The sequence below is a fragment of the Arcobacter sp. CECT 8989 genome (assembly GCF_004116715.1).
GTDB lineage: Bacteria > Campylobacterota > Campylobacteria > Campylobacterales > Arcobacteraceae > Halarcobacter.
In genome coordinates this window covers 65322-90938 of sequence record NZ_PDKE01000005.1, presented here as the reverse complement: position 1 = coordinate 90938, position 25617 = coordinate 65322, and the positions used below count along the sequence as shown (strand labels likewise).

Annotated in this window: 29 protein-coding genes; 12 read left to right on the top strand and 17 right to left on the bottom strand. The window is 28.8% G+C overall.

The window, feature by feature from the left end; all coding sequences use genetic code 11:
- Positions 1–2 precede the first annotated feature (2 nt).
- The gene (locus CRV02_RS06380; RefSeq protein WP_129089631.1) at positions 3–1136 is read right to left on the bottom strand and encodes an efflux RND transporter periplasmic adaptor subunit; all 1134 of its coding nucleotides are present in this window, start codon (positions 1134–1136) and stop codon (positions 3–5) included.
- A 71-nt stretch (positions 1137–1207) separates the two neighbouring features.
- On the opposite strand from CRV02_RS06380, the gene CRV02_RS06375 reads away from it, so the two are divergent.
- The 7 genes from CRV02_RS06375 to CRV02_RS06345 all read left to right on the top strand — a co-directional run bounded on the left by CRV02_RS06375 (position 1208) and on the right by CRV02_RS06345 (position 7420).
- On the top strand, positions 1208–1813 hold the full coding sequence (locus CRV02_RS06375) for a paraquat-inducible protein A (RefSeq protein WP_164968586.1): 606 nt from the start codon (positions 1208–1210) through the stop codon (positions 1811–1813).
- Positions 1803–2402 (top strand): paraquat-inducible protein A, encoded by a 600-nt coding sequence (locus CRV02_RS06370; protein WP_164968967.1) that lies wholly within the window; start codon positions 1803–1805, stop codon positions 2400–2402. Before CRV02_RS06375 ends, CRV02_RS06370 begins: the two co-directional genes overlap by 11 nt.
- A 3-nt stretch (positions 2403–2405) precedes the next feature.
- Positions 2406–4751 (top strand): MlaD family protein, encoded by a 2346-nt coding sequence (locus CRV02_RS06365; RefSeq protein WP_129089629.1) that lies wholly within the window; start codon positions 2406–2408, stop codon positions 4749–4751.
- A 70-nt stretch (positions 4752–4821) separates the two neighbouring features.
- Positions 4822–5463: a ribulose-phosphate 3-epimerase gene (gene rpe / locus CRV02_RS06360; RefSeq protein ID WP_129083214.1), complete on the top strand. Its 642-nt coding sequence runs from the start codon at positions 4822–4824 to the stop codon at positions 5461–5463.
- 1 nt (position 5464) lies between these two features.
- The gene (locus CRV02_RS06355; protein ID WP_129083215.1) at positions 5465–6058 is read left to right on the top strand and encodes a phosphoribosylanthranilate isomerase; all 594 of its coding nucleotides are present in this window, start codon (positions 5465–5467) and stop codon (positions 6056–6058) included.
- Positions 6045–6875 carry a 3'-5' exonuclease gene (locus CRV02_RS06350; RefSeq protein ID WP_129089628.1) on the top strand — a complete coding sequence of 277 codons (831 nt, stop codon included), beginning with the start codon at positions 6045–6047 and terminating at the stop codon, positions 6873–6875. Before CRV02_RS06355 ends, CRV02_RS06350 begins: the two co-directional genes overlap by 14 nt.
- Positions 6875–7420: an HD domain-containing protein gene (locus tag CRV02_RS06345; RefSeq protein ID WP_129083217.1), complete on the top strand. Its 546-nt coding sequence runs from the start codon at positions 6875–6877 to the stop codon at positions 7418–7420. The genes CRV02_RS06350 and CRV02_RS06345 overlap by 1 nt, the downstream gene beginning before the upstream one ends.
- A gap of 3 nt (positions 7421–7423) precedes the next feature.
- Here CRV02_RS06345 and CRV02_RS06340 read toward each other — a convergent pair whose 3' ends face one another.
- The gene (locus CRV02_RS06340; protein WP_129089627.1) at positions 7424–7909 is read right to left on the bottom strand and encodes a MarR family winged helix-turn-helix transcriptional regulator; all 486 of its coding nucleotides are present in this window, start codon (positions 7907–7909) and stop codon (positions 7424–7426) included.
- Between the two features lie 108 nt (positions 7910–8017).
- Here CRV02_RS06340 and CRV02_RS06335 point away from each other — a divergent pair, with 108 nt between their 5' ends.
- Positions 8018–8338: a multidrug efflux SMR transporter gene (locus CRV02_RS06335; protein WP_129089626.1), complete on the top strand. Its 321-nt coding sequence runs from the start codon at positions 8018–8020 to the stop codon at positions 8336–8338.
- Here CRV02_RS06335 and CRV02_RS06330 read toward each other — a convergent pair.
- From CRV02_RS06330 to CRV02_RS06310, 5 genes are all read right to left on the bottom strand, one after another.
- Positions 8306–10105, bottom strand: coding sequence for a hypothetical protein (locus CRV02_RS06330; RefSeq protein ID WP_129089625.1), 1800 nt, complete (start codon positions 10103–10105; stop codon positions 8306–8308). The genes CRV02_RS06335 and CRV02_RS06330 overlap by 33 nt on opposite strands.
- An 80-nt stretch (positions 10106–10185) precedes the next feature.
- A complete protein-coding gene (locus CRV02_RS06325) occupies positions 10186–10743 on the bottom strand; it encodes a 2-oxoacid:acceptor oxidoreductase family protein (protein ID WP_129089624.1) in 558 nt (185 codons plus the stop codon).
- 9 nt (positions 10744–10752) lie between these two features.
- Positions 10753–11589, bottom strand: a complete 837-nt coding sequence (locus CRV02_RS06320) for a 2-oxoglutarate ferredoxin oxidoreductase subunit beta (RefSeq protein ID WP_129083219.1) — start codon at positions 11587–11589, stop codon at positions 10753–10755.
- A 1-nt stretch (position 11590) separates the two neighbouring features.
- Positions 11591–12721 (bottom strand): 2-oxoglutarate synthase subunit alpha, encoded by a 1131-nt coding sequence (locus tag CRV02_RS06315; protein ID WP_129083220.1) that lies wholly within the window; start codon positions 12719–12721, stop codon positions 11591–11593.
- 16 nt (positions 12722–12737) lie between these two features.
- Positions 12738–13049 (bottom strand): 4Fe-4S dicluster domain-containing protein, encoded by a 312-nt coding sequence (locus CRV02_RS06310; RefSeq protein ID WP_129083221.1) that lies wholly within the window; start codon positions 13047–13049, stop codon positions 12738–12740.
- Positions 13050–13304: 255 nt separating this feature from the next.
- On the opposite strand from CRV02_RS06310, the gene CRV02_RS06305 reads away from it, so the two are divergent.
- The 4 genes from CRV02_RS06305 to trpC are packed head-to-tail and all read left to right on the top strand — an operon-like array spanning position 13305 to position 16445.
- Entirely contained in the window at positions 13305–14015 is a 711-nt protein-coding gene (locus tag CRV02_RS06305; protein ID WP_129089623.1) for a tRNA1(Val) (adenine(37)-N6)-methyltransferase, read from the top strand.
- Positions 14012–14392 carry a YkgJ family cysteine cluster protein gene (locus tag CRV02_RS06300; RefSeq protein ID WP_129089622.1) on the top strand — a complete coding sequence of 127 codons (381 nt, stop codon included), beginning with the start codon at positions 14012–14014 and terminating at the stop codon, positions 14390–14392. The genes CRV02_RS06305 and CRV02_RS06300 overlap by 4 nt, the downstream gene beginning before the upstream one ends.
- Positions 14368–15657, top strand: a complete 1290-nt coding sequence (locus tag CRV02_RS06295) for a hypothetical protein (protein WP_129089621.1) — start codon at positions 14368–14370, stop codon at positions 15655–15657. Before CRV02_RS06300 ends, CRV02_RS06295 begins: the two co-directional genes overlap by 25 nt.
- Complete coding sequence (gene trpC, locus CRV02_RS06290) at positions 15654–16445, top strand: indole-3-glycerol phosphate synthase TrpC (RefSeq protein ID WP_129008105.1); 792 nt, start codon at positions 15654–15656, stop codon at positions 16443–16445. The genes CRV02_RS06295 and trpC overlap by 4 nt, the downstream gene beginning before the upstream one ends.
- A gap of 24 nt (positions 16446–16469) precedes the next feature.
- Here trpC and CRV02_RS06285 read toward each other — a convergent pair whose 3' ends face one another.
- From CRV02_RS06285 to CRV02_RS06240, 10 genes are all read right to left on the bottom strand, one after another.
- Entirely contained in the window at positions 16470–17255 is a 786-nt protein-coding gene (locus CRV02_RS06285) for a hypothetical protein (protein ID WP_129089620.1), read from the bottom strand.
- A gap of 95 nt (positions 17256–17350) precedes the next feature.
- Positions 17351–18850 carry a hypothetical protein gene (locus CRV02_RS06280; protein ID WP_129089619.1) on the bottom strand — a complete coding sequence of 500 codons (1500 nt, stop codon included), beginning with the start codon at positions 18848–18850 and terminating at the stop codon, positions 17351–17353.
- 237 nt (positions 18851–19087) lie between these two features.
- Positions 19088–19522 (bottom strand): carboxypeptidase-like regulatory domain-containing protein, encoded by a 435-nt coding sequence (locus CRV02_RS06275; RefSeq protein ID WP_129089618.1) that lies wholly within the window; start codon positions 19520–19522, stop codon positions 19088–19090.
- Between the two features lie 5 nt (positions 19523–19527).
- Positions 19528–20220, bottom strand: a complete 693-nt coding sequence (locus tag CRV02_RS06270; protein ID WP_129089617.1) for a DUF4198 domain-containing protein — start codon at positions 20218–20220, stop codon at positions 19528–19530.
- A 119-nt stretch (positions 20221–20339) separates the two neighbouring features.
- A complete protein-coding gene (locus CRV02_RS06265; RefSeq protein ID WP_129089616.1) occupies positions 20340–21017 on the bottom strand; it encodes a YggS family pyridoxal phosphate-dependent enzyme in 678 nt (225 codons plus the stop codon).
- Positions 21018–21021: 4 nt separating this feature from the next.
- On the bottom strand, positions 21022–22077 hold the full coding sequence (rseP, locus tag CRV02_RS06260) for an RIP metalloprotease RseP (protein WP_129083231.1): 1056 nt from the start codon (positions 22075–22077) through the stop codon (positions 21022–21024).
- Between the two features lie 15 nt (positions 22078–22092).
- Positions 22093–22635 (bottom strand): CDP-diacylglycerol--glycerol-3-phosphate 3-phosphatidyltransferase, encoded by a 543-nt coding sequence (gene pgsA / locus CRV02_RS06255; protein ID WP_129089615.1) that lies wholly within the window; start codon positions 22633–22635, stop codon positions 22093–22095.
- The gene (locus CRV02_RS06250) at positions 22635–23414 is read right to left on the bottom strand and encodes an enoyl-ACP reductase (protein ID WP_129089614.1); all 780 of its coding nucleotides are present in this window, start codon (positions 23412–23414) and stop codon (positions 22635–22637) included. Before CRV02_RS06250 ends, pgsA begins: the two co-directional genes overlap by 1 nt.
- Complete coding sequence (dapA, locus tag CRV02_RS06245) at positions 23414–24301, bottom strand: 4-hydroxy-tetrahydrodipicolinate synthase (RefSeq protein ID WP_129089613.1); 888 nt, start codon at positions 24299–24301, stop codon at positions 23414–23416. Before dapA ends, CRV02_RS06250 begins: the two co-directional genes overlap by 1 nt.
- 20 nt (positions 24302–24321) lie before the next feature.
- The gene (locus CRV02_RS06240) at positions 24322–25581 is read right to left on the bottom strand and encodes a pitrilysin family protein (protein WP_258239244.1); all 1260 of its coding nucleotides are present in this window, start codon (positions 25579–25581) and stop codon (positions 24322–24324) included.
- Between the last annotated feature and the right edge of the window lie 36 nt (positions 25582–25617).

Sequence of the window (25617 nt, the reverse complement as noted above, 5' to 3'; positions counted from 1 at the left end):
TCCTAAAATTTAATTGGGTTCGCTACTTGTGTAGCCTCTACACTCATTCCATTTCTAAGTTTTGTAATATCACTAACAATAACTTTATCTCCTTCTTGTAAACCACCAGAGATAATTACTAAATCATTATTGCTATAGTTTAATTCTAATTGTCTTGTTTCAATTTTGTTTTGTTCATTTACAACTAATACATAAGCTCCAAGTTGGTTTTGTCCTAAGTTATTTGGACTAACAGCTATTACTGGAATTTGATCTGTAATAAATAGGTTTATCTCAACAAAAGTTCCGGGAAGTAAAAGATTATCATCATTGTTTATAATGGCTCTCATAGCAACAGTTCCTGTTGTTTCATTTGTAACATTATCGATAAAGTCTACATGACCAGTTGTTTTAACTGTATTGTATTCACTTTGAGACTGAATAACTTCAACCTTTGGTTTTTCTTCAGATTTGTATTTTTTTATAAGTGATACTTCATTTGTACTTGGACTAAAGTTTGTATATAAAGGATTTGATTGAACTATTTTTGCTAATTCAGTAGACGAAGCATTTATCATATTTCCAATATCAACTAAAGGTTTTCCAATAACACCATCAATAGTTGCTTTAATTTGTGTATATTCAACATCTAATTTTGCTTGATTTAATGCTGCAATATCCGCATCAACTACAGCTTTTAGTTGTTTTTGTTCAGCAACTAATTGGTCTAGCTTCTCTTTTGGAGCTAGTCCTTTTTCTACTAAAGGTGCATATCTTTTAACATTTGCAATAGCAAGGTTTAAACTTGCTTTGTCTTTTTCTAAAGATGCTTCTCTTTGTTCTACAATGTTTTTATATTTTGTATCATCTATTTTAAATAGTAATTGTTCTTTTTTTACAAGTTGTCCTGCTTCAAATAGTCTTTGCTCCAATTCTCCTGTTACCCTTGAAGTAATAGCAACATTTTTATAAGCTTGAGTTTTACCAGAGAAGTTAACCCAAATAGGGTAGGTCTGCTTTTTAATTGTGTGTACGTCTACTTTAACTTTTTGTGTAGTAGGTATATTATTTTTTTCTTCTTTTTTTTCATTACAACCAGTGAAAAAAACTAAAGTAAATACTGAAATACAAGTAACTATAATAGATTTTAAATTCATGACTTCTGCCTTTGATAAATTAATTATTTATAATATACTATAATATAGTTTTAATAAAAGAAGGAAATAAATTGTCCAAAAGCTTGAAAAAGTTAACTATTTGCAAAGATTGTGGTCTTGTTTTAAATAAACCACATCTAGACTATGACCATCAATTTCATTGCCCAAGGTGTAATGCTTTAATATATAAATATGGACAAGACTATTTAACAATTCTGCTTTTTGTTTTTACTTCAATTATACTTTTTGTTCCTGCTGTTACTTTGCCTTTAATGAGTCTTGAAATTATGGATTTAAAGCAAAGTACAACTTTAGTAGAGACTTTATTGATTTTCTTTAAAAATGGCTATACAGCTATTTCTATTTTGATTACTTTTATTGGGATAGTTGTTCCTTTATTTATGTTAATTCTTATTTTAATAATACTAATTCCATTAAGATTAGGAAAAAACGCAAAGTATGTTTCAAAACCTTTAAAACTTTATGAACATCTTTTAGAGTGGCAAATGGGTGAAATATATATGATTAGTATTGTTATTGCAATCATAAAGTTACAAAAAATGGCGACTTTAGATATAGGATTAGGTTTTTACTTTTTCCTTGGCTTTTTAATAATGATGTCTTTAACAATGGCTTTATTTAATCCTTATGATGTTTGGAATGATGATGAATTATAAAAGTGATAAAGATTTAGATTTAGTTCTTTGTACTCACTGTAATAGTATTTTTAAAGCAGAAGAAAAAGTATGTACTAAATGCAAGAGTGAATTAAAACAAAGGGATAAATACTCCCTAGTAAAAACACTTAGTTTTACAATAGTTGCTATTATATTTTTATTTCCAGCAAATATTTTGCCAATGATGGAAGTTACAACTTTAGGTGTAGTTGAATCAAGTACTATTTTAGATGGGATAGTTTATTTTTTTGAGACAAAGTCATATTTAATATCACTAGTTATTTTTGTTGCAAGTATTTTAGTTCCTATTTTTAAATTAGTAGTATTGATTTATTTGTTATATACAACAAAATACAATAAAACTTATTTAGCAAAAAATGCAACAAAATATTATAGAATAATTAAATTTATTGGTAAATGGTCAATGATTGATATATTTGTAGTTGCCTTGATGATTGTAATGGTTCAGTTTGGGAATCTTTCAAATATCATAGCAGGACCAGCAGCAATAGCTTTTACAATAGTAGTTGTTTCTACTATGTTAGCAACAGAGAGTTTTGATACAAGATTATTATGGGATAAGGATTAATAAATGGATGAAAAGATAGAACATGTAAGTGTAAAAAAGAGTAAAAAAATTGTATTTTTAATATGGCTTTTACCTTTTATTGCATTACTTATCTCTACTTCAATGTTATATAAACACTTTGAAAAACAAGGTGAAGAAATAGAAATATATTTTGATAATGCTGAAGGTTTTGTAGTAGATAAAACTCCTTTGAAATACAAAGGTATTAAGATAGGTATAGTATCAAGTATCGAAGTTGATGAAAAAAATATAAATCGATTTTTAGTAAGAGTCTCAGTTGATAAAAAAGCTTTAACTCTTGTAGCAAAAAAGGGTACAAAGTTTTGGAAAGTTGAACCTAAAGCTACTTTAACTGAAATATCTGGATTAAATACAATCTTTAGTGGTATTTATATTGAAGCAATGCCAAGTGCTCAAAATATTGAACAAATAAAAGCTTTAGAAGAACAGCATACATTTAATGCAGTATCAGAAAAGCCAATAAACTATTTACAAGATGGTCTATTTTTAGATTTGAAATCTTCAAATGGGACACTAGAAGTAGGGGCTCCTATTTTATATAAAAGCTTTTTAGTTGGAAAGATTGTTAAAAAGAATTTAAAAGACAACAGTATCTTTTATACAATATTCATAGAAGAAGAGTATAAAGATTTAGTAAAAGAAGATAGCTCTTTTTGGAATATAAGTTCAATAGATTTAAAAGCCTCTTTAAGCGGTATAAAATTTAAAGTTAATACTCTAGCTTCTTTAGTAGCTGGTGGAATTGCTTTTGATTCAAATAGTTTAAAAGAACCACTAAAAGATACAAATAAGATTTTCAATCTATATTCAAGCAAAGAGGATATTGATTATTTAGCTGATTATGTAGTTTTAAAAACAGAAGTTGAGCATGGTTTGGAAAAAGAGTTTAGTAAAGTTTTTTATAATGCAATTGAGATAGGATATGTTCATGATTTGAGTTTTGTTCTTGAAGATAAACAGAGTTTTATTTTTATAAAGATAAAAAAAGAGTTTGCATCTTTATTAAAACAAAATCCATACTTTGAACTTAAAAAACCTACAATCTCTTTAGAAAAGCTAGATGAGTTATCAAATGTAATTAAAGGTACATATATAAATCTTACTAAAAGGTCTACAAAAGAAGAAGAGATTAAAGATATTTATACTTTACATAATGAGCCAATCAAAAGAAAAACATTAGAAATAGTTTTAAAAAGTGATGACACTTTAAAAGTATCAAATGATTCAGCAGTATTCTTTAAGGATATAAAAGTAGGGCAAGTAAAAAACAAAAAACTTCATAGTAAATCTGATGAATTAAGAGTTGAGGTAGAGATATTTAAAGAGTACTCTTATTTAGTAAATGATAGTTCTATTTTTTATATTCAATCACCTGTGGAGATAAATGCTAGTTTAGAAAACATCTCTTTTAAAACTGCTCCTTTAAGTGGATTTATAAATTCTTCAATAGCCTTTGAAACTAAAAATTTAAAAGAAAAAAGAACAGTAAATAGATTTTACTTATTCCCAAGTTATGAGAAGATGTTAGAACAAAAATATTTCTTACAAAAGGGGGAAAGATATACTCTTTCACTTGATAATGCAAATAATGTGTTAAAGTCTAACTCTATTTATTATAAGGGAATAGAAGCTGGAAAAGTAGTAAGTAAAAAGTATAATGAAAAAACAAAAAAAGTTGACGCTCAAATCTTTGTTTTTGAAAAGTATGCAAAATATATAAACGAAAGCACAAAGTTTTACTCTATAAGTGGATTTGATGTAGAATTTTCACTAGAAAAAGTAAATATAAAAACTCAATCTTTAAATACTCTAGTAAAAGGTGGTATCTCTTTTATTTCTTTAGATGAAAAAGCAAAAGAGGTAAAAAGCTTTCATAAGTTTGAATTTTACAAAAGTTTAGATGAGATTTTAAAAGAAGAAAGATTTAATGAAAATGGTTTAAGAATTGTAGTTCTTGCAAAGAGTAAAAGCTCATTAAAAGAGAATTCTCCAATATTTTATAGACAACTTCAAATAGGAGTTGTAGAAAAATATAACTTAGCTAAAGATGGAACTTCAGTAGAGTTACAACTTTATATTGATGAAAAGTTTAAACATCTAGTTAGAGAAGATTCAATTTTCTATAATGCAACAGCCTTTGGAATGGAGATTAGTCTTTTAGGAGTAAAAGTTACAACAGAGACTTTAGAAACACTTCTTGCAGGTGGAATTTCTTTAGTAACTCCTACAGAATATAAAGAAAAAGCAAAACCTATGATGAGGTTCCCTTTATATGATGATGTGGAAGAGGAGTGGTTGCAGTGGAATCCTAAGTTTGAAAAGCTATAGGAATTTTAAAATATTTTTGCAAGAAAAACAATGGTATAATCCCGCAATTATTTAAAAAAGGTTATTATTTATGCTTGTAGCACCTTCGATTTTATCGGCAGACTTTGGAAAACTAAATGAAGAAATTACAGCTATTTGTGATGGTGGTTGTGATTATATTCATGTTGATGTGATGGATGGACACTTTGTTCCAAATATGACTATTGGACCAGTTGTAGTTAATCCTGTTGCAAAGGTTGCAACAAAACCTTTAGATGTACACTTAATGGTTGAAAACAACAGTTTTTTTGTAGAGCTTTTTGCTCCTTTAAAACCTGAGTTTATATCTTTTCATATTGAGAGTGAAAAACACCCTCATAGACTTATTCAAAAAATTAGATCTTATGGAATTAAACCTGCAATTGTTTTAAATCCTCATACGCCACCAGAAGCAATTGAGTACTTACTTGAAGATTTAGATATGGTTTTATTAATGTCAGTAAATCCAGGTTTTGGTGGTCAAAAGTTTATTTCAAGTGTAGTTGAAAAAACTAAAAAATTAAAAGAACTTATTAATAAAAGAAATCCTGCCTGTTTAATTGAAGTAGACGGTGGAGTAAATGATAAGAATATTCACGAACTAAAAGAAGCTGGTGTAGATATGGTTGTTGCTGGGTCATATGTTTTTGGAAATGAAGACTACTCAAAAGCAATAAAGAGCCTTCAGGTTTAATATGAAAATTAAGATTTGTGGAATAACAAATTTAGAGGATGCTTTAGCTGCTGTTGAAGCAGGAGCTGATGCATTAGGTTTTGTTTTTTATGATAAAAGTCCAAGATATATTGAACCTTTTGAAGCTAGAAAAATTGTAGATGAAATCCCTCCTTTTATTCAAACTGTAGGTCTTTTTGTAAATGAAAACAGTGGTTTTATAAATCAAGTTTGTACAAATGCAAAGATGCAACTTGCACAAATAATTGATGATGATAGCTTTACTGATTTTGATGCTTTAAAATTTAAATCTATGAGAGTAATAAGAGCAAAAAGCGAAAAAGATATTATTGAAAACATCAATAACTATGTTTTAGTTGATGCTTTTGTTGACTCTTTTGGTGGAGCAGGTAAAAGAGTTGCATTGGAGTGGTTTAACCGTGTTGATTGTTCTAAAATTGTTCTTGCTGGTGGGTTAACAGAAGATAATATCGCTGAATTAAAAGGTTATACTTTTTATGGAGTTGATGTTAGTTCTGGAGTAGAAGAAAGCAAGGGTAAAAAAGACAAGCAAAAAATGATAAATTTTGTAAAAGCTGTAAATGAAATCCAATAAAAATTTCTATTCTAGTCTTGTAGATAAACTAAAAAAATCTCCTATTTTATTTGATGATTTTTTAGATATTCTTTCAAGGCATAAAGAGAAGTTTTTTGATAATCCAGAGTTAGAGTTTGAATTACTACTTTCAAATGGATTTCCCATTGATATTGAAGATGATAAAGTCTTTTTAAAAACTACTAAAACAAAAATAAGCGAACAAACTTTTTGTATAGTTGATATTGAGACAAATGGTGGTCATGTAAATAAAGGCCATCAAATAATAGAAATTGGGGCAGTAAAATATAAAGACGGAGAGATTTTAGACTCTTTTGAGTCTTTAGTTTATGCTAAAGATATTCCTGAGTATATTCAAGGAGTGACTAATATAACTCCTTCTATGCTAGAAGATGCTCCTTTACTTAAAAAAGTACTAGAAGAGTTTAAAATATTTTTAGAAGATGATGTTTTTGTAGCCCATGATATAAAATTTGATTATAACTTTATTTCAAACTCTTTAGAAAAATGTAACTTAGGAAAACTTCATAATAGAAAGCTTTGTACTATTGATTTAGCTAGAAGAACAATAAAAGCTGAAAAATATGGTCTAAAGTCATTAAAAGAAGTGCTTCAAATAGATATAGATAATCATCATAGAGCTTATAGTGATGCACTAAGTACAACATATATTTTAAAAGAAGCTATAAAGCATTTAGATGACAATGTTGTAACAGTAGAGGATTTAATTACATACTCTAAAAACGCAAAACCTGTTATGCCTAGAATGAAAGTAAATCATGGAAGAAAAGAAGAAAAACAAAAGGTGGAAAAATAATGTTTACACAAGATAAATACCAAAAAGCAATGAACTTTGCAGCAAAAGCTCATGGTGAACAAAAAACACCAACTGAAGTTCCTTATATCACTCATTTAGCCTCAGTTGCTATGGAAGTAATGCATGCTTGTGCAAAGAGTGAATTAAAACTTGAGCAAACAGATTTAGCGATTACTGTTGCATTGCTACATGATACTATTGAAGATACTGATGTTACTTATGATGATATTTACAAAGAGTTTGGAGCTGAAGTAGCTGAAGCTGTAGATGCTTTAACAAAAGATGAGACAATAGAGTCTAAAAAAGAACAAATGGCAGCTAGTATTAATAACCTGCTAACACAGCCATATGAGGTTCAGATGGTAAAACTTGCAGATAGAATTGTAAATATGCAAGAACCACCAGCATCTTGGGATAATCTAAAAATATTAAATTATCACAAAGAAGCAAAATTTATATTATCATGTTTAAAAAACTGTAATATTCATCTTTCAAAAAGATTAGAAGACAAAATCAATCAATATATTATCTATATAAATAGATAAGTCTTAGTTAAGAACTTTAAAAATTAACTTTTTGAAAAGTTCTTGCTCTTCTTTTTCCAGCTTTGAGAAGTAGTTGTCTTCAAAAGAGATAATCTCTTCTATTGCTTTTACTGTTATCTCTTTTCCTAAAGAGCTTAGTTGAACCAACTTACTTCTTTTATCTAAACTGTTTTCAACTCTTTTAATATAGTTTTTACTCTCTAGCTTTTTTAATATTTTTGTCATTCCCCCAGAAGAGAAAACCATAACATCATAAAGTTCTGTTGGACTCATAGTATAGGTTTCTTTAGTCATATAGAATAAAGAAGATAAAACATCTAGCTCACTTTGATTTAAGGAAAACTTCTCTTTTAAGACTTTATCTCCATGTTCAAAAAGCTTTCTATGTAGTATAAAAAAAGGAATAGTTACATTCATTGATTCTTTAAATACATGGGGAGTTTGTGTTTTTATATTTTTTAAGTTTGTTTCAAATTGTTTAATATCCATAAGTCATTATAACAGATTTAAACTTATCTTTCTAGGAAAGATAAAATTAAGTTTTTGCGTGCTATATTTCCATTTATCTTTCTTGGAAAGATATTTAAAAGGATAAAAATGACAGCATGGATGTATTTAATTTTAGCAGGTGTTTTAGAGGTTGGTTTTGCTTCAATGTTGAAGCTTACAGAGAATTTTACTAGATTAATACCAACTATTATATTTTTAGTTTTTGCAAGTGGGAGTTTCTACTTTCTAACAAAAGCAGTTGAGCAAATACCAATGGGAACAGCTTATGCAGTATGGACTGGAATAGGGGCCTTTGGTACAATTATTATAGGAATACTTCTTTATAAAGAACCAGCAAGTATTTTAAGACTATTTTTCTTATTTACTTTGATTGCTTCAATTATAGGACTTAAACTGGTTAGTAAATAGTTGGATATTCTGATTATAGTTGATTATCATTTCTTTTTTTAAAGAGTTATTTAAATAATCAGTATTATATTTATCACAATTATCTTTAAAATTATTTTTAAGGGTTTCTATAAGTTTTACTCTTGTCTGAAAGTAAGCTTTCTCTTCGTTACTTGTAGGTTCAAGTGATTTAAAATAAGTAATCAAGTCTTCAAAATAGCTATTTATATTATTAAACATTGAATTTGTATGCATAAGATACATCTCTTTTGAAATAGTTAAGAGTCTATTTAAATTAGATGTACTTTCATCTTTTTTATTTAACGAAGAAATCTGTTCAAAAAATTTCTCAATTCCTAAATCAAATTGGTCTTCTAGTATTAAATGATTATTTTCTGAATCAAATGTAAAAATTTCTAAAAAAGGCCAAAGTTCATCATAATTTAACTTATCAACAGTTTCTAGTAATGTTTCTTTTAAAATAGGATTATCAATTAAATGTAGTCCGTGATTTTGTTCATCTGAAAAACTTAAGCCACCAATATCTATTGCCCGTTGATTTCCATAATTTAGTAATCCCATTTGAGCATAAGCTTGAGCACGCCATAGAGCTTCTTGTTCTGTTAATCCTTTTATCATCCATTTTTTTACAAATGCTTCAAACTCTGGTGCATTTTCATATTTATTTTCAGGTGTTTGTATAGACAATTGAAAAGCCCACTCTTCTTGTTTGCATTGTTCATCTGTCCAAAATTCCAATTGATCTAAATGATTTAATTGATAATGTAAAGTGTGTTCCTCTAAACTTATTCTTTCTAATTTACCATCTAAGATTATATCTCTAGCATCTACATCATTTAATTGAACTAAAAATTTTTCATATTTTTTAGGTGGAGTATAATCAGGGTTATCTTTATTTGCCCAATATTCTAATTTTGCAAAGGTAAACTCTTCTGCAACACTTTTAAAATACTCTTGTATTTTATTACTTCTAATTATTGCTTCATTAGTTGAAGGAGTTCTTTCATAATCACTTCTTTTTTTCTCTTGAGGAAATGTTATTTCTTGCTCTTTTTTTACTTCATTATTTGTAAGGTTTTTTATAAAATTAATTCTATAATCACACTCTTTTAATACTTTATCATAAAGGCTATTTACAGATTTAGTTTCTTCTGCTATCTTGTTCTTATTCATAATTGAATGAATAAAGTCGAGAAATTGATTATTATTAAAATTTAGTGAAACTACGCCTTCTTTATTTTTTATTACTTGTGTACTATTTTTCATTTCATTATCAATGTATTTTTGAATATTATTCCCAAAAGTAATACTATCTTCCATAGACATATATGACATTACTTCACCTAAAGCACTTCTTGCTGATGAAGATTTAAATTCGCATAAAGTAGTAGATGTAATAAGTTTTACTATCGCTTTTTCTGCTCCAAAAATAGTTACTGCTATTTCTTTAATATCTTGTTGTTTTTCTTCACTTAGATTATGATAGTTTTCGTAGGGTTTAATTAAACCTATTTTAATATCATTATAAAGTTTTTTATTAAAATTATTTGGATTTCTATCTTTTAGATTTACTTCAATCTCTTTCATCTGCTTATAGATATCGTCATAATTTATTGTATTTATATTAAAAGTGTTTTTCTCTTTTACTAAGTGGTTTTCTAATTCACTTTTAAAACAAGTATAATTTTCTTTTTTATCTTCTGATTTAACTTGAGAGGTTTGGTTTTGAAAGGATTTATTTACAGATAAAGAGTTTGAGATAATCATATTTAACCTTGTTTTTTATAATGTTAAATATTATATCTAAAAAAGTATAACTTCCATTTTAGAAGTTATACTTATAAATACTAAATAGCTACTTCCTTAGCATATTTAATCCCTAAATCAAAAGCCTTATTATTTATATCATGTACTTTTGCAGGAACTTTAGAAAGCATTGTTTGTCTTAGTGTATCATTATCAACTGTATAACCAGTCATATGATTTGCAATAGATAAAGCAAGTACAGATTGAGTAATTACATTTCCTACTTCTTCTTTTGCGATAGTAATAATTGGAATTTCATAGATATTCCATTTCTCTCTATCTTCTTGTGTTGGTTTAACTAAGTTTGGTTCAACAACAATAGTTCCACCAGGTTTTACACCACTTTTAAACTGATCATATGAAATTTGTGCAACTGATAACATAAAATCAATTTCCCCATCATTTGCATATGGATATAAAATCTCTTCATCTTCTAAAGTAATATCAACAACAGTTGGTCCACCTCTTACTTGAGAAGTATAAGTTGCAGTTTTTAAACCATATCCACCAGCTTTGATTTTAGCAGCTGCAAAAATAGCACCTGCAAGAAGTACACCTTGTCCACCAACACCAGTAAATCTCATTAATGTTTTAGCCATGATGTCTCCTTATAACTCTACTTTAGTATTATTTTGATGTGCTTCTTGAACTAGTTTATACATGTCTGTATACTCTCTAGCTTCTTTATCATGTTTTAAAATACCAGTAGGGAAAAGTTTCTCTTTCTCTTCACCTTCTTCTAGTTTTTCAAACTTTGTTTTAGCCATCGTGATTTCATCAATCCACTCTAAGTTTTCCATAGCAGAAGCCATTTTATTTTTTCTACCAAGGTTAACATGACAGTTAGAGAAAATATCGAAGAATGAATAACCATTGTGCTCAAAACCTTTTACAAAGATTCTTTCAAGCTTTTTAGGGTCTAACATTGTCTCTCTTGCAACAAATGAAGCACCAGCTCCAATTGCTAAATCACAAGCATTAAAAGTAGGGTCAATATTTCCTCTTTTTGCTGTAACTGTCCACATTCCTTGAGGAGTTGTTGGAGAAGTTTGAGAGTTAGTTAATCCATAAATAAAGTTGTTAATAACAATATGGTTAATATCAATATTTCTTCTACAACCATGGATTGTATGGTTTCCACCAATTGCTAAACCATCACCATCACCAGTTACACAGATAACTTTTTTATCTGGGTTTGCTAGTTTAATTCCAGTTGCATAGGCAATTGCTCTACCATGAGTTGTATGTACTGTATTACAGTTGATATATGATGAAAATCTTCCAGAACATCCAATTCCAGAAACAACACAAACATCGTCCATATCCCATCCAAGTTTGTCAATTGCACGGATAAGTGCTTTTAAAATAACACCATCACCACAACCCCAACACCATAAAGTTGGCATTTTATTAGTTCTTAAATAGTTATCATAATTAAAAGCCATCTTATAATCCTTTTACTTTCTCAATGATTTCTAAAGGAGCAATTGGTCTACCATTTGATTTAAATAAAGTTGCAAAATCTCTTCTTCCACTTGCTCTTTCAATCTCTTGAATGTATTGACCCATATTAAGTTCAATAACTAGTGTCTTTTCAATTTTACTACACCATTCATTGATTTTTTTATCTGGACTTGGCCAAAGTGTAATTGGTCTAAACATTCCAATCTTAACACCTTCTTTTCTTAATCTGTTGATTGCTTCTCTTGCTGAAAGTGCAACAGAACCATATGCAATAATCATAATTTCTGCATCATCAAGCATATACTCTTCATAAGATTCTAATTCATCTAAGTGTGCATCTACTTTATTAAATAGTCTATCCATAAGGTTTTGACATGTATCTGCATCTTCTGTTGGATGACCTGTTGCATCATGGTGAAGTCCAGTATAGTGATATCTATAACCTTTGAACATAGGATTTAAAATAGCTGCTTCATCATTTGGAACATCATATGGTCTATAATCTTTAGCATCACCTTCAAATACTCTTCTTGGTACAATAGAGTTTTTAACTTCTTCTAAATCTGGAAGAGTTGCTTTTCCACTCATATGTCCAATTGTTTCATCTAGTAATACAAATACTGGTTGCATAAATCTATCTGCAAGGTTAAACGCTCTTACAGTTTCAGTATAACACTCTTCAAGTGTTGATGCACAAACAGTGATTGATTTAAAGTCACCATGAGTTGGAGCTTTTACTTGGTTGATATCACCTTGTTGAACTCTTGTAGGAAGTCCAGTTGATGGTCCACCTCTCATAACATCTATAATAACTAGTGGAACTTCTGCAATATATCCTAGTCCAATGTTTTCAGCTTTTAATGAAATACCCGGTCCACTTGTTGCAGTAAGTGATCTTTTACCACTCATAGCTGCACCTAAAGCTGCACAAATTCCTGCAATTTCATCTTCCATTTGAATTGCAGCACCACCATTTTTTGGTAAAAGGTCTGAAATAGTATGCATAACTTCACTTGATGGTGTAATAGGATATCCACCAAAGAATTCACACCCTGCATCAACTGCTGCTATTGCTGCTAAGTCGTTACCAGTTGAAATTAATTCTCTTGCCATTATTTCTCCTTAAAGGCTACAGTTTTCTATAATTGTTCTTTTTTATTGCTTCGCCTCTTTGCCTTGCTTCATCAGTTAGTTTTGCAAATTTAAACTCTTTTTTATCAGCTACATAAATGGCAAAGTCGGGACATGATAATTCACAATCCATACATCCAATACATGAGTCTTTTTCAATAATCTCTACCATTGCACCTAATGTTGAATGAGGTTCTTGTCTCATAGCAAGGACTCCCGCAGGACAAACTGAAACACAAACATCACATGCTTTGCATCTGCTTTCATCTACCCAAACAGGAGTATTTTCAGGAGCTTTCATTATTGACATATGCTCTCCTTTAAATTTTTTGTAAATATAATTAGTTAACCTAAATTAATATTAAAGTATGATAACTAAAGTTCATATATAAAAAAGAATTAAACTTTCAATAAAAACCTTATTTTATGGGCTTGTTACCATATGTTACAAGCTAAAAAGTAAAAATTACATTCAATTTTTAAATCATTTTTTCAATCCTGATGTATATCACTAAAATTAAATCTATTATTGGGTATAATCTCAGAAAAATACTTAGGGGTAAATTTGCTTTTATATCAGCCTAGTAATGGTTATTGTTACAATAGTGATACACACTTTTTATATAATTTTATTTCAATAAACTTAGAAAAATTTAAAAATATAAAAGGTGACTTGCTTGATATAGGAAGTGGAAGTGGTATTTTAGGTCTTTTAGTTTCAAGGGATTATGAAAAATTAAGTTTAAACCAATGTGAAATTCAAAATGTATTTCAAGAGTTTTCTTCACGAAATGCAGCTTGCAATAAGATAGAAGCTAAGATGCACAAGGGTTCATTTTTAGAGTTAAACTTTGATAAACAGTTTGATATTTGTGTTTCTAATCCTCCTTTTTATCATAGTGATGTAATAAAAAGCGAAAATGAGATTAAAAGAATAGCAAGATACAATGATAATATGCCTTTAAGAGATTTTATTAAAAAAGTTTCAAAAATATTAAAAAGTAATGGTAAGTTCTTTTTTTGCTATGATGTTAAGCAGTTAAATGAGATTATTTTTTATTTAAAAGAGTATAAATTAAATATTGAGTCATTGCAGTTTGTTCATCCAAAAAAGGATAAAGATGCTACTTTGGTTTTAGTGTATGCTAGAAAGAACTCTAAGTCTTTACTTAGTGTTTTAAAACCAGTAGTAGTTTTTGAAGATGAAGATTTTACCCAAGAAGTACAAGAGATTTATAAAAAGTCTTCAACACACAGTATAAAAGTAGAAGTATGAGTTTAATAAAAAAAGATGGCTATGATTTTGCATTTAATCCAAAAGGTTGTGACTCTTGCGAGGGTAACTGCTGTATTGGTGAAAGTGGAAATATTTGGATTTCAAGACAAGAGATTGAGTATTTAAAAAATCATCTAAATATTTCAATAGAAGAGTTAGCTTCAAAGTATATTGAAAAAAGAGGTTATAGATATAGTATCAAAGAGAAAAAACTTGCAGAAAACAATTATGCCTGTATCTTTTTTGATTTAGAAAAGAAACAGTGTGGTATTTACGAAGCAAGACCTACTCAGTGTAGAACATTTCCTTTTTGGGAATATTTTAAAACAAATAAAGAAGAGGTTATAAAAGAGTGTCCAGCTATAAAAGAGCTTTAGTTTTATTACCAATTATATTTATTTTCTTTGGTTGCGTTCCTCAAACCAGCAACCTAGTAAAGTATAAATATAAAGCATATGAAAATGAGAATGAACTAATTTTACATGCTTTAGAGTATATGAAACAAGGAAATAGACAAAAAGCAAGTATACTATTTTTAAATCTTTTTAATAAAACATTAAATGATGAGTATTTATTTGAATACTCAAGATTAGCTTTTTCTATAAAAAACTATCAAGATATTATTACAATAGTAGAAGCTAATAAAGAGCATATCAAAAAAAATGAAGATAAAGTTTCAAAGATTTATATTTTGTCTTTAATGCAAACAAAACAAGTAGATAAAGCAAAATTTGTACTGGATGATTTACTAAAAAAATATGATACTGATAGCAATAAAGAGTTATTAGCTAATATCTATTTATTAAAAAAAGATTATGAAAAAGCAAAAGATGTTTTTGAAGAGGTTTATGAGTCAACTTTAACTTCAAATACTTTATTAAATCTTGTTGATGTAATGTACACATATTTAAATGAGAAAGAAGATGCAATAAACTATTTAGAATCTCATTTAAAAGTTTATGGATGTGATAATTTAGTATGTTCAAAGCTACTTGGTTTTTATCAAGAACAAAAAGATATTAACGGAGTTATCTCAGTTTTAAAAAGAACATATATAAGTTTTAAAGAAGATGATAAAAATAAATATACAGTAGACAAAGTTTATAAACTTCTAATGTATTATTTAGAAAAGAAAGATATTAACGAAGCAATTGCTTTCTTAGAAGAGACAAAAGCAAATGATGAGAAGCTTTTAGCACTATATCAAAATGCAAGAATGTCAAATAAAGCTTATGAATTAGTACAAAAATTATATAAAAGAACAGGGAATTTAGACTATCTAGCACAAGTTGCAATGTTAGAGTTTGAAGTTGCCAAAGATAGAGAAAAAGTTTTAAAAAGCGTTATTAAAAAATTTGAAGATGTTTTAGCAGTATTGGATAATCACATTTATCAGAACTATTTAGGTTATATTTTAATTGACTATGATATTGATGTAAAAAAAGGACTTAAATTAGTTGAAAAAGCTTTGGAAAAAGCACCAAATAATTTGGCATATATTGATTCTTTAGCATGGGGACAGTATAAATTGAAAGATTGTAAGAATGCAAAAATCAATATGCAAAAAGTTGTTGATAGTGCTGGATTAAATGATGATGAGATTAGAATTCACTGGGAAAAAATTAAGGAGTGTAGTAAGTGATATTAGATGAAATTAATAGAAGAACGTTAGAAGATGTTGAGAGAAGAAAAAAAGAGTATTCGCTAGATTGGTTAGGAAGAAGTTTAAGTGCTAATCCTTTTCCTCCAAGAGATGTAAAGCCATATTTAACATCTACAAAAGAAGAACCAATTAGAATTATTGCTGAAGTTAAAAAAGCAAGTCCAAGTAAAGGTGTTATAAAAGAGGATTTTGATCCTTTAGCTATTGCACAAGAGTATTCAGCAAATGGAGCAAATGCAATCTCTGTTTTAACAGAACCTCACTATTTTCAAGGAAATTTAGAGTATTTAACTCAAATAAGAAGATATGTTCCAACACCAGTTCTTAGAAAAGATTTTATCTTAGATAAGTATCAAATCGTAGAAGCTTTAGTTTATGGAGCTGACTTTATTTTACTTATTGCAAAAAGTTTAAGTACAAAAGATTTAAAAGAGCTTTATGAGTATGCACTTCATTTAGGTTTAGAAGTATTAGTTGAAATACATGATAAAGAAGACTTAAAAAAAGCTATGCATTGTGGTGCAAATATTATTGGTATCAATCATAGAAATCTTGAAACATTTGAGATGGATATGAATCTTTGTGATGAACTAATTCCAATGATTCCAAATGGAAAAATTATTGTAGCTGAATCAGGGGTTTCAAATATTGAGACTATTAAAAGATTGAATTCAATAGGAGCCGATGCCTTTTTAATTGGGGAACACTTTATGAGAGTTCCAAGTATTGAAGAGGAACTAAAAAGTTTCAAAAATGCTTTAGCGTAAGATTACGCTAAAGCAAGTTATATATTACAGTAGAGAGAAGTCTATTTCTTCTTCTAGTTCTTTAATCCAGATATTGTAGTTATTATGAATATTATAATGAGTATCTGCACCTAACTTTTCACTTGTAATATAAGTGATACTATAACTATCTAAACTATAATCAATTCTAACGAAGGCTGTATGAACTCTTCTTACAACTTTTGCTAAGATAAAGCCATCTTTTTGTTTGCTCATAACCCAGCTAATCTTTTCTCCTACATTTAGAATTTTTTCTTCTATTTGCGATAGTGAATTATAGTTTTTATTAATTTTTTTATTTACAACATTATAAATAGGTTTGTATTTATTATTTCCCGCATCTAAGGGATTTTTCTTATACTCATTAGATAATTTTTCTGCCGCAATTAAAGAAGAAGTCATCTTTAAAGGAGTTAACTTAGCATCAATTTGATTTTCTAAGTTTCTTACCCATCCATTATAGTTTTTATGAATAGTGTTTTTAGAGCTATCATAATTTAAATTTTCTGCTTCTAGAAGTTTTATTGAGTAAGAGTCTTTATCAAAAGAGATAGATACTTTTGCAACATGGTCTCTGATTACAAGTTTACCAATAATCGTATTTTCATCAGTTTTTTTCATACTCCATCCAAGAAACTTTCCTGATTGGATAATTGCATTGTAAACAGTTTGGTTTTGAGGTTTTGTAGAGAAGTTTTTTGTCTCAACATTATATACTTTATTGATTCCGCAACCAACAAACAGTAAAGCTAATAATGAAAGAATTAAAGAATATAGAATACTCTTTTTCATATATTTCCTTTTAAATGATTTAGGAAATTATTTTATCAAAAAGAAGCTATTAGATATATTTATTTTAGTTATATTTTAGAAGAAAAGAAGAACTATTAAAGTTCTTCTTCAAATACTTTACTTAGAATTTCACTTTCACTAAGTTCTTTTTTAACCTCAGTTTTAGGAGGGTTTTTAATAAGAAGAACCATCTCTTTTAAATCATCTAAGTTATATTTTGTAAGGTTGTTGATTAAAGTATCGTTAATCATCTCTTTTTTAAGAGTATCGTTATTTATCATTTTTCCAATAACAGTTTGAAGGTTTTTTCTTGTTCTTTCAAATACTTGCTCTTCTTCTGTTAATACTTTAAACTCTTTTTCAATATAGGCAATAAGGCTATCACCTTTATATTTATAAGTTTTAACAGTATTATAAACAAACTCTTGAGATTTTACATCTTCAACATAGACATTTGTAAATACATATCCACCAACTGCAACTAATCCAACTAAAGATTTAACAGGGTTGTGTGAACAAATAAAGTCTTCTTTTACTCTTACTGGTGCATACTCTAAAGATGTAATGTTGTTTCTTAATACAATGAAGTTTTTATTTACTTCAATTGGTCCACCTTTTAGTGAAACTAATTCATTTTTAAAGGCTAAAAAGTCTCCATCAACTCTTTTGGGACTTCCTTCAAGTGTTGTAAGTTCATTATCACTTACATCAAAGTCACCTTCAACTTCATGAAATCTAAGGGGAAGTTTTGAAAGGTTTTCTAACTTTCCTGCAAGTCTTACATCTCCATGAACCCTTACTGAGTTATCTGGTAAAACATGATATTTTTTTATACCCATTCTATGAAGCCATCTTTCTACTTCATCTCTTGTAGTTAAGGCAAGAAGTGGTTTATAGATGTGACCAATAACTTCTTCACCTTTATATTTCCACATTTTCTTTTCTTCATCAAAGTTTCTAGAAATGTGGTTTAAAGAGATATCAGTAAATAGATTCCATGAAATTTCATCTGCGATGTCATTTAGGTTTTTAAGTTGATTCCAATAACAAACATAGTCTTGGCCAACAGTAATTGGACCACCTCTTAAAAGTTCTAATCTATTTTTAGAACAGTCAAAAGTACCTTCTACATATTTTGGTCCACCTTCTAAAGATGTAATTACATTATTTGAACAATTAAAGTAGTTTGTAATACTTCTTGGAGCACCTTCAATAGACTCTAGCCTATTATTCGAACAGTTATAATATCCAGCAACTTCTTTTGGTCCATATGAAAGGTTATTTTTGATTTCATTATTTGAGCAGTCAAAGTCTCCAACTTCATTTGGAGCACCAAAAAGTGATGTTAATTGATTATGTGAACAGTTAAAGTCTCTTACTACTTTTTTTGGAGAACCTTTTAGGCTTGTTAATTTATTGTTTGACACATTGAAATATCCATCTACAACATCAAATTTTACAGGAAGTTCTGGTTCATCAATTTTTCCTTCAAGATTTACACTACCGTGAACAGTGATATATAAATCTTCTGAAATAGTAAAATTTTCTATTCCTTTTTTAGTCAACCATTTTTTAACATCAATTACATTATCCATTAAGTGCCTTTAAAATATTTATAAATATTCTTAAAATTATAAAGATTGTACCATATTTTATTTTACACTTTTATTTACAAATTAAAAGTTTTTTGTTATAAATGTAAAATACTACTGAAGAGGCTATATATAGGAGTATAAGAGCTATCTGAAAATATGAAAAATGTTCTTTAATAATAATTAGAATAAATAAAAAAGAAAGTTATATAAATAGTTATTTTTTAAAAGATACAAAAATTAATTTGTATCTTTTTTTCTTGATTTTATTAATGTAAATAGTCCAAAAATACCAAATAAGAAACCTAAAGCAGAAATCATATTTAGGTATCTATCATATGGAGTTTTTTCAAACTCTTTTACATTTTTGTTCTCATCAACTGTAATATGAAAACTTTTTAGGTGTGAACCATGGTCACTAGGAACATCAATATCAACTCTCCATTTACCATGTGAATCTGGAATAAATGCAAAGTTTCCATTTAGGTCTGTCTTACCCTTTGTAAATGGAAGTGAACTCTCAGGAGCATAAATAGTAACCTTTGCATTATCAATTGCTATATTGTTTGGTGCAGTTACTCTAACTCCTACTGCACCATCAACAATATCATAGAATACACCATGGGCAAATAGTGAAATATTTAAGATAAAAGTAAATAATAGAGTTTTAAACAACATAATTACTTAACTTCAAATGAGATACTACTTTGAATAGTGATATTACTTACTTTTGGGTCACTTAATTCACTTGTATAATATTGGGCTGCAATAATTTGTAAACCTTTTGATTTTACAGGGATATTTGCAATACCGTATTTGTTTGTTTTGATATTTAAGTCTTCATAATCAGATGTTTCAAAACCAGCACCTTCTAAAGCTTTTCCATCTTTAATAACAAGTACAGGTAGTTTATCACCAGCTTTTATTGTAAGTGGATTAATTAAAGGTACAACCTCAAGAGGAAGTCCAGATGGTTTTAGAAAACTTTCGTTCCAGTCAAAAAATCTTTTTCCATACTTAATACTTTTTAGGGTATTGTAAACGATACCATCATATTTTGATGGGTCAACATTTTCATATCCATTTTCACCTTTAACCCAATAACCAGCATCAAAGATTAAACTCATCATTGCAGGTTTTTTAGCAGTTAATAAAACAGGTTGTTTTTTCGAGTAATCAATTCCTGTATTAATCTCTTTGTTGTTAATATCAAAAGCTAAAGCACTTTTTAGTTGACTTGATTTATACTCTTGAAACTCTCCATGAGCCCAGAAACTTGCTTTATATGTGTTGTTTTCTGCTTTTTGTGCAGTAATTTGGTGTGCAAACAGTGTTGCAGTAGATAATAGTAGTGAAAGTGTAAGTTTTTTCATTATATTCCTTCAAATGTAATTTTGATGGATTTTATTTGAAAAAGATTAAAGAAGCAATAGAATTTTGAGAATCTTATGTATTTTTAGAACAAGGAGATTTAAATAAAAGAAAAAATCTTTTATTTAAATAGTGTTGAACCAACTCTAATCATATTTGAACCACAAGCAATAGCTAGTTCAAAATCTGAGCTCATTCCCATAGAACAATATTTTGCTCCATGTTTTTTTACTTCGTCGAAAATAGACTTTGTAGTAGTAAAAGAGTCTTTTATAATATTTCTATCCTCAACGTGTGCCCCAATACTCATAACACCTTTAAGTCTTATATTTGGACACTCATTTAAAATCTTCTCATATATTTCAATAGCATCTTCTGGCATAACACCTGTTTTACTATCTTCTTTTGCTGAGTTTATTTGAAGTAGACATGACATCTTTTTATTCTTAGCTTCAAGTTTTTTATTTAACTCTTGAGCTAACTCTAAAGAGTCAAGTGATTGTACTAAAGTAGGGTTTAAATCAATAAGGTTATTAATTTTATTTTTTTGTAATCTTCCTACAAAATGCCATTCAAGAGGAAGTTCTTCTAAGTCAGTAGATTTTTGTTTTAAATCTTGAACTTTATTTTCCCCAAAAGCTCTTTGACCAGCACTATATAAAGTTGCTACATCTTCACTAGTAGAGTATTTTGAAATACCAATGATTTTTACAATATGGTGTTCAGATACTCTAAGTCTTGCAGCTTCTACTTTTGAAATAACTTTGTCTAAATTTTCTACAGCTTTAGTTTTATCCATTTATTTATCCTAAAAATAATCTATTAATATCGTTATATATACCAAGAAGCATTAGTGAAGCTAAAATTACCCATCCCATGATAGTTAAATACATAAATACTCTATCACTTGGTTTTCTTCTTGCAATAATCTCATATAGGTTAAACATAATATGTCCACCATCAAGTGCAGGAATAGGAAGTAAGTTTAATACTCCTAGGTTAACAGAAATCAAAGCAGTAATTGCAAGTAGGGCAATTATTGATGATTCACTTGCATCTGAAATAACTTTTCCTATAGTAATTACTCCACCAATTTCACTACTTGGAATTATTCCTTGAATTAGTTTTTGAACTCCTAGGAAAATCATTTTAGATGACTCAACTGTTTTATCCCAAGCAAAAGAGATAGCACTTATTGGGTCATGGTAAATTGTTACTACTTTTGGAGCAGGAGAGATACCAATCATTCTTTTTTTGATATTTTCTCTAAACATATTTTGTGCATCAGAGATATGAGGATTAATAACTTTAGAAATAAGTTGTCCATCTCTTTTTATATAAAATTGTAAGGCACCATTTGTAGAAGTGATAGTTTCACCTATTTGTTCCCATGTTTTAACTTCAGTGTCATTAATTCTAATGATTTCATCACCAGCTTTAATTCCAGCTTTAAGAGCAGGAGAGTTTTCTTGAACTTTCCCTACAGTAGGGCTTAAAGAGTTTGCACCTGCTAGAGCAATTACAAAGTATAAAATAGCAGCAAGAATAAAGTTTGCAAAAGGACCTGCAAAAAGTATAACTATTCTTTGCCAAGGCTTTTTATTGTTATATGAGTCGCTTCCATCTTCATGAAGACCAGGTTTTGTATCATCTTGACCTTTCATTTGAACATAACCACCAAGAGGAATTAAAGCAATTTGCCATCTTGTTCCTCTCCACACTTTAGAGTAAATTTGTTTTCCAAATCCAATTGAAAAAACATTTACAGTTACTCCAAAGTATCTTGCAGCTAAAAAATGTCCTAACTCATGAAAGAATACTAAAAATGAAAGTACAAGTAAAAAAGTTATAGTACCCAATTGTTTTCCTTATGGTTATATCTTATAGTAATCTCTTAAATATTCATATCCAGAATATAAAGTTAAAATTACTGCAATCCATAAAAGTGCAGTTGCAAATGGCCAGTTCATAATTAAGAACCCTATAGCAATCATTTGAACAACAGTTTTAATTTTTCCTGCCATTGTAGAAGCAACACTTTTACCTTCACTTACAGCAACAACACGAAGTCCTGTGATAAAAAACTCCCTTGAAAGTATTAAAAATACTGCCCAAGCAGAAGCTCTATCAATAATCATAAGACCAATAAATCCAGCAAGCATTAACATTTTGTCTGCAAGTGGATCTAAAATTGCACCAAGTTTTGTCATTTGATCCCATTTTCTAGCAATAAAACCATCAAAGAAATCAGTAACAGATGCAATTACAAAAATTAAACCAGCAAAGTAATCAAACCAAGAAGGGTGCCAAGAAGCAAAAAGAGAAAAGTCTCTTTCCACTAAGAACCATAGCATTAGCGGAGCTAATGCTATTCTGAAAAGAGCCAAAGTATTTGGTAAGTTTAAGGCTTTAGACATTATTTAAACGTTGTCCCACCATCAACGATTAGTGTATGACCTGTAACCCATGAAGCATCACTTGTACATAAGAAGTAACAAGATTGTGCTAAGTCTTCAGGTTGACCAATTCTATTTAATGGAGAATATTCAGCAGTTTTAGCTTTAACTTCTTCATAGTTTGTAAATGCTTTTAAAGCATCTGTATCAATAGGACCACCAGATACTGCATTTACTCTAATATTCATCTCTCCAAGTTCTGTTGCAGCATATCTAACCATAGCTTCTACAGCTGCTTTATTTGTACCGTGACCTGAATAGTTTTCAATATATACTAAGTTTCCAGTAGAAGATAAAGAAACAATAGCTCCTCCACCAACTTTTTCCATTCTTTTAGCTGCTTGTTGTGCACCACATACAAAAGCATTTACTGTTGCAGTATAGATATTATTTAATCCTCTAGGTTTTAGTTTCATAAATTTACCATATCCACCAACAACAGCTCTACCATAAATCATTGCATTTGAAATAAAGAAGTCAACTCTATCAAAGTCTTTATCAATTTCTAAAAATAATTCTTTATATTTTTCTGGTTCTAAAACATTAAAAGGATATGCTTTACATTTAACGCCAAATTTTTCTTCAACATCTTTGCATATATTTTCAGCAATTTCCGAATTAGAGTTATATGTAAAAGCTACATTTACACCATTACTTGCAAATTTATATACACACTCTTTACCGATACCTTTTGTACCACCAGAAATTACTAAAGTTTTACCTTTCATTTCGTTACTCATTATTTAATCACCTCATAGTTTTTTAAAGTTTCTTCTAATTTTTTCATTGTTTCTGCACTTGGTGCAGTTAAAGGAAGTCTATACTCTAATGTATCTAATAATCCTGCAATATACATTGCTGCTTTAATTGGAATAGGATTACTTTCACAGAAAAGTACAGAGTTTAGAGGAAATAAATCCTCATTGATTTTTTTTGCAGTTGCAAAGTCTCCGTCAAAAACAGAGTGAACAAGCTTAGATTTTAAATTAGGTAAAATATTAGCTGTTACAGAAATATTACCTTTACCACCACTTGCTAAAATAGGGAAGTCAATACCATCTTCACCTGATACAATTACTAAATCTTTTCTTTTAGATTGTAGCTCAACGATTTTTTCTACTGAACCACTTGCTTCTTTGATTGCATAAATATTTGAAATATCATCATATAATCTTACAATTGTATCAGTCTCAATTTCTACACCTGTTCTTCCAGGTACATTATAAAGCATAAATGGAATCTCAACAGAGTTTGCAATTGCTTTATAGTGTTGGTATAAACCTTCTTGTGTTGGTTTATTATAATATGGTGTAACAGATAATAGTCCATCTGCTCCCACTGATTGTGCGTGTTTTGCAATATCACAAGCTTCATGTGTAGCATTTGAACCAGCACCAGCTATAACCTTAGCGTTTGTTCCTTTACAAGTTGCAACTGCTACAGAGATACAGTCTTTGTGTTCAGCATGTGATAAAGTAGCACTTTCTCCTGTTGTTCCCACTGGAACAACTACATCAATACCTTGTTCAATTTGTCTTTTAATTAGAGATTCGTATTTTTCTAAATCTACTTTTCCATTTTTAAATGGTGTTATTAAAGCGGTCATTGCACCAGTAATAATTTCCATATATTTCTTCCCTTCGTAAATTATTTTTCTTTTTTTAATATAACTGTTGTTGAATTTTTCTTTGTTAAATATTTTTTTGCAACTTTTGAAATATCTTTTCTTTTTAACTTTTCAATATTCTCTTCATATTCAAAAAGAGGTTTAACATTTCCTCTTACAAAATAACTACCATAAAGTGAAGCTACAGAGCTTGAATTTTCAAGTGAGAAAATAAAATCGGCTTTTGTATTTATCTTAATTCTTTCAACTTCTTTTTTAGTTATTTTTCCATCTTTGATGTTTTGAATGATTGTATCAATCTCTTTTTTTACATCTTTTGCTTTGATTCCCTCATTACAAACAGCTACAAAAAGAAAAACACCTGGGTCTGTTAATTCTAAGTTATAAGCATAAACAGAGTTAACTAATCTTTTTTCATCTACAAGTATTTTTTGTAAATATGAGCTTTTCCCAGAACTTAGAAGTTCACTTAATGCACTTAGTGCAACTTGATCTTCATGTTCATAGTTTGGAATATGATATGAAACAGCAAGCATTTCAACTTGGCTATCTTTATAGATAGTAATATTCTTCTCACCATCTTGTACAGGTTCTACTGTATGAATAGTCTCAGGAATCTCTTTTTTATTTTTAATATTTGCAAAATACTTTTCACTTGATTCAAAAACTTCTTCTTTACTAATATCACCAGCTACAACTATAACTGCATTTTTTGGTTGATAATATGTAGAATGGAAATCTTTAATATCTTCAATTGTCCAGTTTTTGATATCTTGTGTAAATCCAATAGGAGTCCAATGATATGGATGATAGATATATGTGTTATTAAATAGTCTATACTGTAAATATCCCATTGGGTTATTATCAGTTCTCCATCTTCTCTCTTCTGCTACTACATCTCTTTCTGGTTGAAACTCTTCATCTTTTAATGTTAAGTTTTCCATTAACTCAGCAAAAAGCTCTAAAGATTTGTTCATGTTTTTTGAACTTGATTTGATGAAATATTTTGTGTAATCAAATGATGTTGAAGCATTATTAACTCCACCAAAACCTTTTACAACTTCATCAAATTCACCCGCTTTTAGGTTTTCTGTAGATTTGAAGTTTAAGTGTTCAAGCATATGAGCAATTCCACTTTTACCCATAACTTCATTTCTACTTCCTACATTGTAGAAAATATTTGTAGAAACTACGTTTGAACCATTGTCCATCGGTATAGCAACAATTTCTAGGCCATTATCTAATGTTTTAGTATGATATTTTAATAAACTATTAGCCATTAACTCTCCCGTAAAAATAATGAATAGTGAAAAGCA

Bases quoted from the DNA above. Each gene is read 5' to 3' on its own strand.
- CRV02_RS06380 (WP_129089631.1), bottom strand. From the start codon at position 1,136: ATGAATTTAAAATCTATTATAGTTACTTGTATTTCAGTATTTACTTTA.
- CRV02_RS06370 (WP_164968967.1), top strand. From the start codon at position 1,803: ATGAATTATAAAAGTGATAAAGATTTAGATTTAGTTCTTTGTACTCAC.
- CRV02_RS06365 (WP_129089629.1), top strand. From the start codon at position 2,406: ATGGATGAAAAGATAGAACATGTAAGTGTAAAAAAGAGTAAAAAAATT.
- rpe (WP_129083214.1), top strand. From the start codon at position 4,822: ATGCTTGTAGCACCTTCGATTTTATCGGCAGACTTTGGAAAACTAAAT.
- CRV02_RS06355 (WP_129083215.1), top strand. From the start codon at position 5,465: ATGAAAATTAAGATTTGTGGAATAACAAATTTAGAGGATGCTTTAGCT.
- CRV02_RS06350 (WP_129089628.1), top strand. From the start codon at position 6,045: ATGAAATCCAATAAAAATTTCTATTCTAGTCTTGTAGATAAACTAAAA.
- CRV02_RS06345 (WP_129083217.1), top strand. From the start codon at position 6,875: ATGTTTACACAAGATAAATACCAAAAAGCAATGAACTTTGCAGCAAAA.
- CRV02_RS06340 (WP_129089627.1), bottom strand. From the start codon at position 7,909: ATGGATATTAAACAATTTGAAACAAACTTAAAAAATATAAAAACACAA.
- CRV02_RS06335 (WP_129089626.1), top strand. From the start codon at position 8,018: ATGACAGCATGGATGTATTTAATTTTAGCAGGTGTTTTAGAGGTTGGT.
- CRV02_RS06330 (WP_129089625.1), bottom strand. From the start codon at position 10,105: ATGATTATCTCAAACTCTTTATCTGTAAATAAATCCTTTCAAAACCAA.
- CRV02_RS06325 (WP_129089624.1), bottom strand. From the start codon at position 10,743: ATGGCTAAAACATTAATGAGATTTACTGGTGTTGGTGGACAAGGTGTA.
- CRV02_RS06320 (WP_129083219.1), bottom strand. From the start codon at position 11,589: ATGGCTTTTAATTATGATAACTATTTAAGAACTAATAAAATGCCAACT.
- CRV02_RS06315 (WP_129083220.1), bottom strand. From the start codon at position 12,721: ATGGCAAGAGAATTAATTTCAACTGGTAACGACTTAGCAGCAATAGCA.
- CRV02_RS06310 (WP_129083221.1), bottom strand. From the start codon at position 13,049: ATGTCAATAATGAAAGCTCCTGAAAATACTCCTGTTTGGGTAGATGAA.
- CRV02_RS06300 (WP_129089622.1), top strand. From the start codon at position 14,012: ATGAGTTTAATAAAAAAAGATGGCTATGATTTTGCATTTAATCCAAAA.
- CRV02_RS06285 (WP_129089620.1), bottom strand. From the start codon at position 17,255: ATGAAAAAGAGTATTCTATATTCTTTAATTCTTTCATTATTAGCTTTA.
- CRV02_RS06280 (WP_129089619.1), bottom strand. From the start codon at position 18,850: ATGGATAATGTAATTGATGTTAAAAAATGGTTGACTAAAAAAGGAATA.
- CRV02_RS06270 (WP_129089617.1), bottom strand. From the start codon at position 20,220: ATGAAAAAACTTACACTTTCACTACTATTATCTACTGCAACACTGTTT.
- CRV02_RS06265 (WP_129089616.1), bottom strand. From the start codon at position 21,017: ATGGATAAAACTAAAGCTGTAGAAAATTTAGACAAAGTTATTTCAAAA.
- pgsA (WP_129089615.1), bottom strand. From the start codon at position 22,635: ATGTCTAAAGCCTTAAACTTACCAAATACTTTGGCTCTTTTCAGAATA.
- CRV02_RS06250 (WP_129089614.1), bottom strand. From the start codon at position 23,414: ATGAGTAACGAAATGAAAGGTAAAACTTTAGTAATTTCTGGTGGTACA.
- dapA (WP_129089613.1), bottom strand. From the start codon at position 24,301: ATGGAAATTATTACTGGTGCAATGACCGCTTTAATAACACCATTTAAA.
- CRV02_RS06240 (WP_258239244.1), bottom strand. From the start codon at position 25,581: ATGGCTAATAGTTTATTAAAATATCATACTAAAACATTAGATAATGGC.